This window comes from Variovorax sp. CCNWLW186, assembly GCF_037203865.1.
In the GTDB taxonomy this organism is placed as follows: domain Bacteria; phylum Pseudomonadota; class Gammaproteobacteria; order Burkholderiales; family Burkholderiaceae_C; genus Variovorax.
The window spans coordinates 90885-104137 of sequence record NZ_JBBCBO010000020.1 but is presented as its reverse complement, the minus strand read 5'-3'; the positions used below and the strand labels follow the sequence as shown (position 1 = coordinate 104137).

The 13253-nt window shown below is 64.0% G+C and carries 12 protein-coding genes; 8 read left to right on the top strand and 4 right to left on the bottom strand.

Going from position 1 to position 13253, the window contains the following annotated elements; all coding sequences use genetic code 11:
- Window positions 1-126 precede the first annotated feature (126 nt).
- Genes V9K97_RS21295 through V9K97_RS21280 form a run of 4 tightly spaced genes read left to right on the top strand, consistent with a single transcriptional unit; the run spans window position 127 to window position 5031 of the window.
- Window positions 127-1164: a branched-chain amino acid ABC transporter permease gene (locus V9K97_RS21295; RefSeq protein ID WP_337320466.1), complete on the top strand. Its 1038-nt coding sequence runs from the start codon at window positions 127-129 to the stop codon at window positions 1162-1164.
- A 16-nt stretch (window positions 1165-1180) separates the two neighbouring features.
- The gene (locus V9K97_RS21290; protein WP_337295207.1) at window positions 1181-2365 is read left to right on the top strand and encodes an ABC transporter substrate-binding protein; all 1185 of its coding nucleotides are present in this window, start codon (window positions 1181-1183) and stop codon (window positions 2363-2365) included.
- Window positions 2366-2368: 3 nt separating this feature from the next.
- Window positions 2369-3214 (top strand): ABC transporter ATP-binding protein, encoded by an 846-nt coding sequence (locus tag V9K97_RS21285; protein WP_337320464.1) that lies wholly within the window; start codon window positions 2369-2371, stop codon window positions 3212-3214.
- A complete protein-coding gene (locus V9K97_RS21280; RefSeq protein ID WP_337320463.1) occupies window positions 3211-5031 on the top strand; it encodes an AMP-dependent synthetase/ligase in 1821 nt (606 codons plus the stop codon). The genes V9K97_RS21285 and V9K97_RS21280 overlap by 4 nt, the downstream gene beginning before the upstream one ends.
- A 16-nt stretch (window positions 5032-5047) precedes the next feature.
- On the opposite strand, the gene V9K97_RS21275 is transcribed toward V9K97_RS21280, so the two are convergent.
- Both V9K97_RS21275 and clpB read right to left on the bottom strand, forming a co-directional pair.
- On the bottom strand, window positions 5048-5389 hold the full coding sequence (locus V9K97_RS21275; protein WP_337320461.1) for a hypothetical protein: 342 nt from the start codon (window positions 5387-5389) through the stop codon (window positions 5048-5050).
- Window positions 5390-5395: 6 nt separating this feature from the next.
- Window positions 5396-8017, bottom strand: coding sequence for an ATP-dependent chaperone ClpB (gene clpB / locus V9K97_RS21270; protein ID WP_337320459.1), 2622 nt, complete (start codon window positions 8015-8017; stop codon window positions 5396-5398).
- Window positions 8018-8127: 110 nt separating this feature from the next.
- On the opposite strand from clpB, the gene V9K97_RS21265 reads away from it, so the two are divergent.
- The 4 genes from V9K97_RS21265 to V9K97_RS21250 all read left to right on the top strand — a co-directional run bounded on the left by V9K97_RS21265 (window position 8128) and on the right by V9K97_RS21250 (window position 12528).
- Entirely contained in the window at window positions 8128-9120 is a 993-nt protein-coding gene (locus V9K97_RS21265) for a Bug family tripartite tricarboxylate transporter substrate binding protein (RefSeq protein WP_337320457.1), read from the top strand.
- 419 nt (window positions 9121-9539) lie between these two features.
- Complete coding sequence (locus V9K97_RS21260) at window positions 9540-10247, top strand: hypothetical protein (protein WP_337295213.1); 708 nt, start codon at window positions 9540-9542, stop codon at window positions 10245-10247.
- A 3-nt stretch (window positions 10248-10250) separates the two neighbouring features.
- Window positions 10251-11930: a hypothetical protein gene (locus V9K97_RS21255; protein WP_337320455.1), complete on the top strand. Its 1680-nt coding sequence runs from the start codon at window positions 10251-10253 to the stop codon at window positions 11928-11930.
- A gap of 55 nt (window positions 11931-11985) precedes the next feature.
- On the top strand, window positions 11986-12528 hold the full coding sequence (locus V9K97_RS21250; protein ID WP_337320453.1) for a hypothetical protein: 543 nt from the start codon (window positions 11986-11988) through the stop codon (window positions 12526-12528).
- A 13-nt stretch (window positions 12529-12541) separates the two neighbouring features.
- On the opposite strand, the gene V9K97_RS21245 is transcribed toward V9K97_RS21250, so the two are convergent.
- Complete coding sequence (locus tag V9K97_RS21245) at window positions 12542-13018, bottom strand: molybdenum cofactor biosynthesis protein MoaE (RefSeq protein WP_337320450.1); 477 nt, start codon at window positions 13016-13018, stop codon at window positions 12542-12544.
- 20 nt (window positions 13019-13038) lie between these two features.
- Window positions 13039-13245, bottom strand: a complete 207-nt coding sequence (locus tag V9K97_RS21240; protein ID WP_337320448.1) for a hypothetical protein — start codon at window positions 13243-13245, stop codon at window positions 13039-13041.
- Between the last annotated feature and the right edge of the window lie 8 nt (window positions 13246-13253).

Here is a 13253-nt window from a genome sequence, read left to right as displayed (position 1 = left end):
CGGGTGCTCCCCGCAGCGAAATAAAGGAGGAGGCGAAGCCGGGGGACATTCGCGGAGGGGAGTACCCGGTGGCCTTTACACGCGCCCCGAACAGCAGCGCAAAACCCGCAAGCAGAGGGGAAACCGATGCGCATAGGCACCCTCAAGCAAAGCTACACAGCCGACGCGGCGCTGTTCGACTCGCGCACCCAGAAGGCATGGCTGGCAATCGGCGCAGCCCTGCTGGTGCTGTTCCCGTTCATGGCCAGCGACTACTGGCTCTATCTCGCCTGCCTTGTCGCAATCAACGTGGCCAGCGCCACGGGCCTCAACATCCTCACCGGCTACACCGGGCTGGTGAGCCTGGGCCAGGCGGCGTTCATGGGCCTGGGCGCCTACACCGTCGCCATCATGCAGACCCGGCTGGGCACGCCCTTCGTGCTGAACATCGTCGCAGGCGGCATCGTCGCCATGCTCGGCGGGCTGGTCGTGGGCCTTCCCTCGCTGCGGGTGAAGGGCCTGTACCTGGCCATCGCAACCATTGCCGCGTCATTCATTGCGCACTTTTTGTTCGCCAACCTCAAGCTCACGGGCCGAACCTCGGGCCTCTCGCTGCCGCCGGCGCAGTTCTTCGGGCTGCCGCTGGACACGTCGTTCCGCCTCTACTGGGTGATCGTGCCCGTGATGGTGCTCATGGTGCTGGGCGCAGCCAATCTGTTTCGCACGCGCGTGGGCCGCGCCTTCATCGCCATCCGCGACCGCGACATCTCGGCCGAGGTGCTCGGCATTCCACTGCTGCGCTACAAGCTGCTGTCGTTCGGGCTCTCGTCGTTCTATGCCGGCGTGGCGGGCGGGCTGTGGGCCTACTTCTTCCGCGTGGTCACGCCCGAGAGCTTTCCGCTCCTGATGTCGATCTTCTTCCTGGCCGCCATCATCGTCGGCGGCATGGGCACGATCCTTGGCGGGATCTTCGGCGCGGTGTTCATGACCATGGTGCCCGAGCTGCTCAAGCTGGTGGTCGACCTGCTGCCGGGCGGTGTCGAGATGACCGTGTTTCTCTCACCCGTGCGCACCGTCGTGTTCGGGTTGCTCATCGTCGGATTTCTGGTGTTCGAGCCGCATGGGCTCGCAGAAGTGTGGCGGCGCATCCGCCGCTTCTTTCATCTATGGCCCTTCCGTAACTAGACCACAGGAGACACGCATGCCCAAGACACCGAAGCTTTTCCAGCACCGCCGCGCATTGCTGATTGCCGCCGGCCTCGCAGCCGCCGTTCCATTTGCTGCCAGCGCGCAGGGTAACGAAGACATCGTCATCGGCGGCTCGATTCCGATGACCGGCGTGTTCGCCTTCGCGGGCGTCGGCATCAATGCCGGCATTGCCGACTACGTGAAGATAGTCAACGACGCGGGTGGCATCAAGGGCCGCAAGCTGCGCTACGTGCCCGAAGACACGGGCTACAAGGTCGACGTATCGGTGGCGGCCTTCAAGAAGATCACCAGCCAGAACAAGGTCAACCTGTATTACGGCGACTCGACCGGCTTCTCCAAGACCATCAACCCCGAGCTCGACCGCAACGGCCAGATCCTGATGGCCGGCGCATCGTTTGCAACCGAGTTGAACGACTCCGCCAAGTACCCCAACCAGTTCCTGGTCGGGCCCGACTACACCGAACAGTTCGGCATCCTGCTGCGCCACATCGCCAAGGAGAAGCCGGGTGCCAAGGTGGCCTTCGTGTACTCCGACTCCGAGTTTGGCCGCGACCCGATCGAGGCGAGCGAGGCGGCCGCCAAGAAGCTGGGCCTCACCGTGCCGGTCAAGCTCATGACACCGCCGGGCAGCGTCGACGTGTCGACCGAAGTCATCAAGCTGCGCCGGGCTGCGCCTGACTACACCATCTTCCACGGCTACATCCTCGCGCCGATTCCCGAGTTCATCCAGCAGGGCAAGCAGATGGGCATGACCAGCAAATGGATGGGCACTTTCTGGACGATGGACAGCTCGACGGTCATGAAGATGGGCGAAGGCGCCGACGGCTTCATGGGCGTGATGCCCTACCGCTACTACTACGACACCTCGGCCAAGGCGCCGATGCTCGACAAGATCCGTGCGCTGCGCCCCGAGTACCAGAGCACGGCCTACACGCAGGGCTTTCTCACGGCCATGCTGTTCACCGAGGCGGCCAAGCGCACCCTGGATGCGGGCAAGCCGCTGGACGGCAAGAACCTGAAGGCCTCGCTCAACACCATCAAGGACTTCGACACCGGAGGGATCATCGGCACGCCAATCACCATCAAGGGCAACTCGATTCCGGTGGGCCGCGTCTACAAGGCCGACATGAAGGCGCAGAAGATGGTGGCGGCCTCGGACTGGATCTCGCTGAACTGAACCATGAACCTGTCCGCGGCTGCGCCCGCCTTCGAAAGGGCTGACCTTGTCTTGGAGGTCAACAACATCGAGGTGGTCTATAACAAGGTCGTGCAGGTGCTGCGCGGACTGTCGCTCGCCGTGCCGCGCGGACAGATCGTGGCACTGCTGGGCAGCAACGGCGCAGGAAAATCGACCACGCTGAAAGCGGTGTCTGGGCTGCTGGCGCTGGAGGACGGCGAGGTGGAAGCGGGCCGCATCGTGTTCGACGGTGCACCCACCGCACAGCTGGCGCCGCAGCAACTCGTGCGGCGGGGGCTCAGCCATGTGATGGAAGGCCGCCGCGTCTTCGAGGACCTCACCATCGAGGAAAACCTCGTGGCCGCCACCTATGCACTGACGGGCCGCACAGGCACCGCAACCCCACGCAACTTCGACGACGTGTACGCCTATTTCCCTCGCTTGCACGAACGCCGCAAGGGCCTGGCAGGCTACCTTTCCGGCGGCGAGCAGCAGATGCTGGCCATCGGCCGCGCGCTCGTCGCGCAACCGAAGCTCATGCTGCTCGACGAACCCTCGCTCGGCCTTTCGCCCAAGCTGGTGGAGGACATCTTCACGATCATCGCGCGCATCAATGCGGAGCGCGGCACCTCGATGCTGCTGGTCGAGCAGAACGCGAGCGTGGCGCTGGCCATTGCGCACACGGGCTACATCATGGAAAGCGGCAAGGTGGTGATCGACGGCAGCGCCGAGCGTCTGGCTGCCGACCCCGATGTGCGCGAGTTCTACCTGGGCGTGGGCGGCAGCGGCGAGTCGCGCAGCTTCCGCGCGCTCAAGCACTACAAGCGCCGCAAGCGCTGGCTCTCATGACCGATGCTGCGCTTCCCTCGCTCACCTTGCCGCAGATGCTGCGCGAGCAGGCGCGCTTGCGGCCCCACCGCATCGCAATCCGGCAGAAGGACTTCGGCATCTGGCATCCGCTGGACTGGCGCGGCTACCTGCGGCGCGCCACGCACTTCGGCCTTGGGCTGCATGCGATGGGCCTTGCGCCGGGCGGCCACCTTGGCGTGATCTCGGAGAACCGGGTCGAATGGCTCATCGCGCAGATGGGCGCGGGGCTGACCGGTGCCGTCACCGTCGGCGTGTACCCGACCAGCCCGAGCAACGAGGTGGCCTACGTGGTCGCGCATGCGGACATCGAAGTGATCGTCTGCGAGGACCAGGAGCAGACCGACAAGGTGCTGCACGCCATCGACCAGTTGCCGCGCCTGCGCAGGATCGTGGTGATCGAGACCAAGGGCCTGGCGAGCTACCCGCCCGAGGTGCGCGCGCTTGTCTCGACCTTCGCGGAAGTCGAGCAGGCCGGCGCCGAGGCCGAGGCGCGCGACGGCACCGCACTCGTCGACGCCGCGCTCGAGCGCCAGACGCTGGCCGACATCGGCTTGATGATCTACACCTCGGGCTCCACCGGCAAGCCCAAGGGCGCGATGATCTCGTACCGCAACATCCGGGGCGTGGTGCCCGGCATCGTCGAGCGGCTGGCGCTGGACGGCGACACCACGCACCTGTCGTACCTGCCGCTGTGCCACGTGGCCGAGCAGATGCTCACGGCCTTTGTGCCGCTGTACCTGGGCTCGCAGGTGAACTTCGGCGAATCGATCCGCACCGTGCAGGAAGACCTGCGCGAAGTCGCTCCCACCATGTTCCTGGGCGTGCCGCGCATCTGGGAAAAGCTGCACGCCGGCATCAGCATCAAGATGCAGGAGGCCGGCCGGATGCAGCGTGCGCTGTTCAACCGTGCGATTGCCGCTTGCGCGCCGCTGGCCGAAAAGCCGCGCAACACATGGACCGTGGCCGAGCGCGGCCGCTTCGCACTGCACTACTGGACGGTGCTGCGCGCGCTGCAGAACTTCATGGGCCTGCGGCGCGCGCGCATTGCGCTCACCGGCGCGGCGCCGATTCCGCCCGACGTGGTGCGCTTCTTTCGCACGCTGGGCGTGCCGCTGGTGGAGGTGTACGGGCTCACCGAATCGACCGGCATGATCGCCGGCCATCGCCGCGATGCCGTGAAAGTCGGCACCGTCGGCGTGCCCACGCTGGGCACCGAACACCGCATCGGCGAAGCGGGTGAGCTGCTGGTGCGCGGCGACATGGTGTTCGAGGGCTACTACAAGAACCCTGAGGCCACCGCCGCTTCCATACGCGACGGCTGGCTGTACACGGGCGACGTGGTGCGGCAAGAAGACGGCCAACTGCGCATCGTCGACCGGCTCAAGGACATCATGATCACGGCCGGCGGCAAGAACCTCACGCCCTCGGAAATCGAGAACACCATGAAGGGCAGCCCTTTCATCAAGGAATGCATCGTGGTGGCGGACGGACGCAAGTTCGTCGGCGCGCTGCTGCAGATCGACTACGAAACGGTGGGCAAGTGGGCCGAGGCGGAGCGCATTCCGTTCACGCATTTCCGCTCGCTGGTGGAAGAGCCGCGCGTGCGCGCGCTCATCGAATCGGAAGTTTCACGCGGCAACGACAAGCTCGCGCAGGTGTCGCAGATCCGGCGTTTTCACCTGCTCACAAAAGAGTTGGACCACGACGACGGCGAAGTCACCGCAACCATGAAGGTGCGGCGCTCCAGCATCTACAAGGCTTACGCGGAAGAAATCGAGGCGCTGTACCGCGCCTGATCGGTGCCGGGGCGGCTTACTCGCCGCGAGCAGGCCGGGCCCGCACGTCGGTCACGTCGCCGGCCGGACGCAGCGACAGCGGGCTGCGCACCGATTCGCCGCGCGCGCGCGCATTGGCCACGTCCGCGGCGTTGGGTTCGGCCGGCTTTGCCGCATTGCGAAAACGCTCAAAGCCCGAGCGCGGGTCGAAGCGCCCGCCCATCGAGGCCATCCAGGGCGTCACGGGCTTGCCCGTGATCCGGCCCCAGGCGTAGCGCACGCCCCACACAGCGGCCAACAGCGCGACCGCCACCGCCAGGCTGGCCGCGAAAACCAACCCCAGGAGCAGAAGAATGACGCGAAAAATGAAGTTCATCATCCGACTTTAGGCCGCAACGGCCTCCGATGGTTCCCCGGCCTTCGTAAACGAAAAATGGCCAGGGTTCCGGATCGGGTCGGTGTTGACTTCGATCGTGTCCTTCGGCCCGAAGCTGCCGTCGAGCAGCAGCTTCGAGAGCGGGTTCTCGATGCGCTGCTGGATGGCGCGCTTCAGCGGCCGGGCGCCGAACACCGGGTCGAAGCCGACCTTGGCAATTTCGGCCAGCGCCGCGGGCGACACCTCGAGCGCCAGGTCCATCTTGGCGAGCCGCGCCTGCAGCACCTTGAGCTGGATCGCGGCAATCGATTCGATGTTCTTCGCGTCGAGCGCGTGGAACACGACCGTCTCGTCGATGCGGTTCAGGAACTCGGGGCGGAAGTGGTTCCGCAGCTCGTCCCACACCGCTTCCTTGATGTCTTCGGCCGGCTGCCCCACCATCGACTGGATGATGGGCGAGCCGATGTTGCTCGTCATCACGATCACGGTGTTCTTGAAGTCCACCGTGCGGCCCTGGCCGTCGGTCAGGCGGCCGTCGTCGAGCACCTGCAGCAGCACGTTGAACACATCGGGGTGCGCCTTCTCGACCTCGTCGAGCAGCACCACGCTGTAGGGCTTGCGGCGCACGGCCTCGGTGAGGTAGCCGCCCTCTTCATAGCCCACGTAGCCCGGCGGCGCGCCGATGAGGCGGGCCACCGAATGCTTCTCCATGAACTCGCTCATGTCGATGCGAATCAGGTGGTCTTCGCTGTCGAACAGGAAGCCCGCGAGCGCCTTGCACAGCTCGGTCTTGCCCACGCCCGTGGGGCCGAGGAACAGGAACGAGCCGGTCGGGCGGTTCGGATCCGAAAGGCCCGAGCGCGAGCGGCGGATGGCGTTGGCGACCGCACCGATGGCCTCGTCCTGCCCCACCACGCGTTCGTGCAGCTTGTCTTCCATCACGAGCAGCTTGTCGCGTTCGCCCTGCATCAGCTTGGCAACCGGAATGCCGGTGGCGCGCGCCACGACCTCGGCGATTTCTTCGGAGCCCACGTGCGTGCGCAGCAGCGTGGGCGCGCTCGACTTGCCCTTGTTCGCTTCGCTTTCCTCGGCTTCGCGCAGGCGCTTTTCGAGCGCGGGCAGCTGGCCGTATTGCAGCTCGGCAAGCTTGTTGAAGTCGCCCTTGCGCTTCCACTCTTCGATTTCGAACTTGATCTTGTCGATGTCTTCGCGGATCTTCGCGCTGCCTTGCGCCTGCGCCTTCTCGGCCTGCCAGATCTCGTCGTAGTCGGCGATCTCCTTCTGCAGGCGCGCAATCTCGTCCTCGATCAGGCCGAAGCGCTTCTGCGAGGCCTCGTCCTTTTCACGGCGCACGGCTTCACGCTCGATCTGCAGCTGGATGAGGCGACGGTCGAGCCGGTCCATCACCTCTGGCTTGGAGTCCATCTCGATCTTGATCTTGGCCGCGGCCTCGTCGATCAGGTCGATGGCCTTGTCGGGCAGGAAGCGGTCGGTGATGTAGCGGTCGCTCAGCTCCGCAGCGGCCACGATGGCCGGGTCGGTGATCTGCACGCCGTGGTGCACTTCGTACTTTTCCTGCAGGCCGCGCAGGATGGCGATGGTGGCCTCGACGCTCGGCTCGCCCACGATGATCTTCTGGAAGCGGCGCTCCAGCGCGGCGTCCTTCTCGATGTACTTGCGGTACTCATCGAGCGTGGTGGCACCCACGCAGTGCAGCTCGCCGCGCGCGAGGGCGGGCTTGAGCATGTTGCCCGCGTCCATCGCACCTTCGGCCTTGCCGGCACCCACCATGGTGTGCAGTTCGTCGATGAAGACGATGGTCTGGCCTTCGTCCTTCGCGAGTTCGTTCAGCACGGTCTTCAGCCGCTCTTCGAACTCGCCGCGGAACTTGGCGCCGGCCAGCAGCGCGGCCATGTCGAGCGACAACACGCGCTTGCCCTTCAACGACTCGGGCACCTCGCCCGCGACGATGCGCTGCGCGAGGCCTTCGACGATGGCCGTCTTGCCTACGCCCGGCTCACCGATGAGCACGGGGTTGTTCTTGGTGCGGCGCTGCAGCACCTGGATCGCACGGCGGATTTCCTCGTCGCGGCCGATCACCGGGTCGAGCTTGCCCAGCCGAGCCCGCTCGGTCAGGTCGAGGCAGTATTTCTTGAGGGCTTCGCGCTGGCCTTCGGCATCGGCGCTGTTCACGCCCTGCCCGCCGCGCACGGCGTCGATGGCCGATTCGAGCGACTTGCGGCTCAGGCCGTTTTCCTTCGCGATCCGGCCGATGTCCGATTTGCTGTCGGCCACGGCCAGCAGGAAAAGCTCGCCCGCAATGAACTGGTCATTGCGCTTGATGGCTTCTTTCTCGGTGGCCTGCAGCAGCTTGCCGAGCTCGGGGCCGACCTGCACGATGTCATGGCCCTGCACCTGCGGCAGCTTCTTGATGGCGGCCTCGGCCGCACCCGCTAGGCCCTGCACATTGACGCCGGCGCGCTCCAGCAGGGCGCGCGGGCCGTCTTCCTGGCGCAGCATGGCGACCAGCAGGTGGGCTGGTTCGATATAGGCGTTGTCGTTGCCGAGCGCGAGCGTCTGGGCGTCGCTCAGCGCTTCCTGGAACTTGGTGGTGAGTTTGTCTTGTCGCATGGTGGTATTCCTGCACTCAAAATAGGACTGTTCGGGCGCGATTCAAGATGTCCGGCGCATCGGGCACGGCTATTGCACTGTGCCTCGTCATTTTTGGAATGGAGTCGATCATGGTTTTTTCAATGCTGCGCCCTCATCCGGTTCGCCGGGCGCTCGGCGTCGGTCTGTTTGTAGCGGCCCTGGGCCTCGCAAGCGTTGCGCAGGCGCAAGGCACGCCCGTCCGCATCCTGGTCGGCTTTCCGGCCGGCGCGGGCACGGACGCCATTGCACGCACGCTGGGCGAAAAACTCAAGGACGTATTGGGCGTACCGGTGGTGGTCGAAAACCGCGCTGGTGCAGGCGGCCAGATCGCGGCCCAAGCGCTCAAGGCGGCCCCGGCCGACGGCCATACGCTGTTCCTTTCGCACGACCACTCGATTTCCATCCTGCCGCAGGTGGTGAAGAACCCGGGCTTCAACCCGTCGACCGACTTCGTGCCCGTGGCCGGGTTCGCCACTTTCGCCAACGTGCTCGCAGTGTCGGGCGGCACGCCGGCCAAGAGCATCGACGAGTACGTGAAGTGGATTCGCACCCAGCGCGGCGGCAAGGAAACCATCGGCATCCCCGCGCCCGCCTCGATTCCCGAGTTCCTGGTAAAAATGATCTCGGAAAAATACAAGATCGACGTGCAGCCCGCGCCCTACCGCGGCAGCGCGCCCATGACGGCGGACATGCTGGGCAACCAGATCACCGCGGGCATTGCCTCGGTGCCCGACTTCATCGAGAACCACAAGGCGGGCAAGGTGCGCATCGTCGCCTCCATCGGCGCCAAGCGCCAGGCCGTGCTTCCGAACGTGCCGACCTTCACCGAACTGGGTTTCTCGAACCTGGAAGACCTGCCCTACTACGGCATCTTCGCGCCCGTGGGCACGCCCCAGCCGGTCATCGACAAATACGGCGAAGCGCTGCAGAAGGTGCTGGCCATGCCCGATGTGAAGCAGAAGCTGACGACGATGGGGCTCACTGTGGCGTATGAGCCGCAAGGGCAGTTCGCGGGCCGCGTGCGCAGCTATACGCAGACCTGGGAGCGGATCATTCAATCGAGCGGGTTCAAGCCCCTCTGAGCTTTCCTGTCTCTCCCTCTCCCTGAGGAGAGGGTTGGGGTGAGAGCACTGAGCCGCCTATAAGCGCGGCGCTCAAAACAGGCGCCGCTGCTCTCACTCCGCCCTCCTCAAAGAGAAAGGGAAAAGAGAATCAAGCATTGCTGGCCGTAGTGCCCCAGCGCGCCAGCCTTGCCACGGCTCACGCGCGCCGGAGAGCTGCATTCTTTCACGGTTCGTTTGCCGCAGTCGGGGCAGCACTGCGGCTTTGATCAATCCGGCCAACCACAATGGGTGATGACCAACCTCAGCTCCCAACAGCAAACGACGCTGGCTCAGTTCGCAGCCCAGCCTCGCGTCACTCCCGCGCAAAAGGCGCAACTGCGCGCTGACGTCTCCAGCAACGCTCACTTGCTGGTCCAGCCGAACCAAGGCGCGTCCCGATGATTGCGCGCGAACTCATATTGCCAGTGATTGCCACACTGGCCCTGAGCGCCTGTGCTCATGACCCCGCGCCTGACTCCAAAAAGACCATGCCGATGAATGCATCTGCGAAAGCCTACCGTCCCCACACACTGGACGAGCACCCCGACCTCACGCCGAAAGAAATGGGCCGGCGAATGCTCAAGCTGATCGACAGCCTCACATCCTTCGACGAGTTGTCGTTGGAGCGGGTGCGGGAGGTGATGCGGTTGCCTCTGTACGAGATGCCATCACGGACATCGCACGCTTTCGGAATGCATTTGCCAGCGTCGGATTGGTACTACGTCTTCTCCTACTATGACCATCCTCAGTTGTCAGAGTCGAAGAACATTACTTATGAGTTCCTCGGCAAAAGCGAAACTGCCGACATGGGCCCAGTCTGCGCCATTGACTACGGCGCCTATGTGACGGCACTAAAGAGCATGGGCTTCCGGGAACGGGAGGACTTGGCGCGATACGACGCCTTACACCCCTATCCGCGCCGCAACGAGCAAACAGGGCAATTGGAGCCCTCTCCCCCTCAATTCCGGCGCTTGCCCGTCTATTTTTTTACGCGCAACAACGTTGTGGTGCAGATCACCCCCCGACGCGAAGCAGATGTTCCTGACGAAAAGCTGCGTCACGCGTGCGTGGAGTCCATCACCGCCATGCGCTTCGGAAAGAGGTAAGCCATGCCCATCCTCGATCCTCAACTGGATACAGCCCTCTCCCAATTCGCAGCCCAACCCGGTGTCACTCCCGCGCAGGAAGCTCAACTGCGTGCTGCTGTCGCCAGCGATGCCCGGCTGCTGGAAAGTCTGAATCAGAACGCCGCCGAAGGCCATCTCAAAGGATTTGCCCTGCCGCAGGTCGGCACCCAACCGAATCTGGCGGGTACCTATGAGATGGTTTCGGGGGTGGTCACCCTGCCGGCCAGCAGTTTTGCTCCTACCGGCGCAGTTGCCAGTGCAGACTTGATCGCAACGCTGCGTTTGCAGGACATGTCCTTGCGTTTTGCGCACAGCGACTACGACGACCCTGTCAATAAGCTCTGCCGTCCGATCACGCAGGAGATGGTGAACAACCTGCAATCGACCATCAATGGCTCACCAGCACTGGCGCAGGAGATCAAGAAGGCGGTTACGCCACCTGGGCCTGGGCAGAAGGCGCCCTTACAGCACTTTGTGCCCCTCAGCGGGACGGTGGCCGGCGGCACCTACGACGGGACCACAAAAACCATGAGCCTGCCGCCCACAAGTCTTTCGACCCCATTCAATTCGGTGGACATGACCTTTGTGCTGGGCCATGAAGTCCAACATGCCTTCAACCATGCCGCCATGACTGCGGCCAGTCAGTCCTTCAACACCGAGACTTGGCAGATCGCCCAGAGCAACAGCCTTGCGCATGACTACACCGGAGCCATCGGCAGGCTGACCCAGGCTTCGCGTGAAGATGAGGCTAGTGCGCAAATTGCGGGGTGGAATGCGTTGTTGAGCAGGCAGCAGCAGATCACGCCACACGCAGGGCTCGATAACATGCTGGGAACCCGAAATTTCAGAGTAAGAGATTTCGTCGAGCTCGACAGAAATTCCAACTCCGCTCAACCCCGCCCCGGGCTGGCCTTCAACCCCGACACCACCCTGTCGCAGACCCCCGCCAACATAGTCGCGGCGGGGCAGTATTACTTCGACAAGCCGCCCAAAGGGACGCCCGGCGTACCGGAGAATCAAACCACCGGTATCGGCTTTCACGGCGACTCCGACTACCGCAACTACTACGGCGCCCATGCGGTGGGGCGCGCCATCGATATGGAGCGCTCCTACGCCCAGCCCGTCAACGGCCTAGCGCCGAATATGCAATTCGACATGTCTCGCCTGGGGCTGCGCGAAGACTTGATGGAGCGGAACGGCATCACCATCGGAAAAAATCCCGGAACGCCGCAGCCCTATAACGACACCAGCCAGTTGCCGCCGGCACCGCGTCATTTCGATCACACCAACACGCCGGCCGGCGTTCCCAACAGCCATCAGCATGTGCCGGTGGTTCCCGGCGCGACGGGATCGCTTGGCGCAAACGCTGGCGATCCGCGCGATCCGGAGTCTGTTCAGCCGTCCGGCACACCCCAGGCGCAGCAGGAACTCTCGCCCACAGCCGATTTCTCCGCCTATCTGGACCGCATGCTCGCGGCCGCGCAGTCGGGCGACGACGCTTCCTTCCGCAAGATGACTCAGACCTTGGCCGACCTGCCACCCGGACGCGAGCTGCGCGCCGAAGCCGTTGCCGCCGTAGACCAACAAGAGCAATTGGCCGCACAGCATCAAATCCAATTGCAGCAGGCCGCGCAGGTCAGTGGCCCGGTCATGCGCATGTAACGCCCAGTAGATCGCCCTTGAACGGATCGGAAACGGGAGCGAAAAAAGGGAAGAAATGAACGAAGAAAAAAGCATGGTTTTGATCAGCAAGATTGCGGCACTTGTCGAGCAATTCGACCGTCGCTGCGAGCACGCCAGCGGACAGTTGCGCCACCTCGCGCAACAGATGCCGGGTGTGGTGCGGCAGTCGGCCGACGAGCACTTTCGCCGCATTCCCGACGAGGTGATGGGCGGCGTCCGATCAGGAATCGAGCGGCCAGTAGCCGCCTATGAACAGCGCTTGCGCGAGGCGGGCGAGCGGTTGCAGCAAGCGTCGAACGCACTCAACTCGCAACTGCTGCGCGCTGAAACGCTGCACAAGCATTTGATCTGGAAAGTTGCCGACATCACACTGGGCAGTCTCGCGCTTCTTCTGGCTGGCGGAGGCTGGCTGTCCTGGCACTACTACGAGGAGATTCGTACCAATCAAGTGTCCGCCGACCTGCTCAGGGCTTACAACCAGGCAGATGTCACACTGTGCGATGGCCGCCTGTGTGCAAAAGTGGGCAAGAAGGACCGGCAGCGCTTTGGCGACTATGTTCTAGTCGAGCCCCGGTGAGACCCGCCGCGATTCACGCATTGCCGGCATCAATGCCCCACCGCGCGAGCGCCGCATCGTCGCTGACACGCGCATCCACCCATCGTGCACCCTCAGGCGTCTGTTCCTTCTTCCAGAACGGCGCCTGCGTCTTCAGATAATCCATCAGAAACTCGCAAGCCTCGAAGCTCTGGCCGCGGTGCGCAGAGACCACCGCCACCATCATGATCTGGTCGAGTGGCTGCAACAGGCCTACGCGATGGATCACGCGTGCGCCCAAAATATCGAAGCGCTTGTGCGCCTCGTCGATCATGGCTTCGATGGCCTTCTCGGTCATGCCGGGGTAGTGCTCCAGCTCCATCGAGGCGATGGCGCTGCCGTCGTTGCGATCCCTGACCGTGCCGACAAAACTGCACACCGCGCCCACACGTTTGTCGCCGGCACGCAACGCGGCGACCTCCTGGCCCAAGTCGAAATCAGCTGTCTGGATCGAAACGCGTGCATCGCTCATGCGGGGATTGTGGCACCGCGCTAGACTTCGGCAATGCCTTGCCACGCCACGCTCTTCACAGTGCTTTCGCACTTGGGAAGCAGCCGCGCGCGCCAAAGCAGCAAAGCCAAAAAACCAAAGCTCGTCTGACCGGAGCCGCGGTTCCGTCGTCGGATGAGCGACGGAACCTGCAAAGGCCTTGGCCCCGATTTGGGTTGCGCGCGCATCGAACGACGGTTCTTTTCCATCGGTCGAT

Excerpts from the sequence above, each read along its gene's own strand:
- V9K97_RS21255 (WP_337320455.1), top strand. The coding sequence starts at position 10,251 with ATGCCCATCCTCGATCCTCAACTGGATACAGCCCTCTCCCAATTCGCA.
- V9K97_RS21275 (WP_337320461.1), bottom strand. The coding sequence starts at position 5,389 with ATGATGAACTTCATTTTTCGCGTCATTCTTCTGCTCCTGGGGTTGGTT.
- V9K97_RS21240 (WP_337320448.1), bottom strand. The coding sequence starts at position 13,245 with ATGGAAAAGAACCGTCGTTCGATGCGCGCGCAACCCAAATCGGGGCCA.
- clpB (WP_337320459.1), bottom strand. The coding sequence starts at position 8,017 with ATGCGACAAGACAAACTCACCACCAAGTTCCAGGAAGCGCTGAGCGAC.
- V9K97_RS21265 (WP_337320457.1), top strand. The coding sequence starts at position 8,128 with ATGGTTTTTTCAATGCTGCGCCCTCATCCGGTTCGCCGGGCGCTCGGC.
- V9K97_RS21260 (WP_337295213.1), top strand. The coding sequence starts at position 9,540 with ATGATTGCGCGCGAACTCATATTGCCAGTGATTGCCACACTGGCCCTG.
- V9K97_RS21250 (WP_337320453.1), top strand. The coding sequence starts at position 11,986 with ATGAACGAAGAAAAAAGCATGGTTTTGATCAGCAAGATTGCGGCACTT.
- V9K97_RS21285 (WP_337320464.1), top strand. The coding sequence starts at position 2,369 with ATGAACCTGTCCGCGGCTGCGCCCGCCTTCGAAAGGGCTGACCTTGTC.
- V9K97_RS21245 (WP_337320450.1), bottom strand. The coding sequence starts at position 13,018 with ATGAGCGATGCACGCGTTTCGATCCAGACAGCTGATTTCGACTTGGGC.
- V9K97_RS21295 (WP_337320466.1), top strand. The coding sequence starts at position 127 with ATGCGCATAGGCACCCTCAAGCAAAGCTACACAGCCGACGCGGCGCTG.
- V9K97_RS21290 (WP_337295207.1), top strand. The coding sequence starts at position 1,181 with ATGCCCAAGACACCGAAGCTTTTCCAGCACCGCCGCGCATTGCTGATT.
- V9K97_RS21280 (WP_337320463.1), top strand. The coding sequence starts at position 3,211 with ATGACCGATGCTGCGCTTCCCTCGCTCACCTTGCCGCAGATGCTGCGC.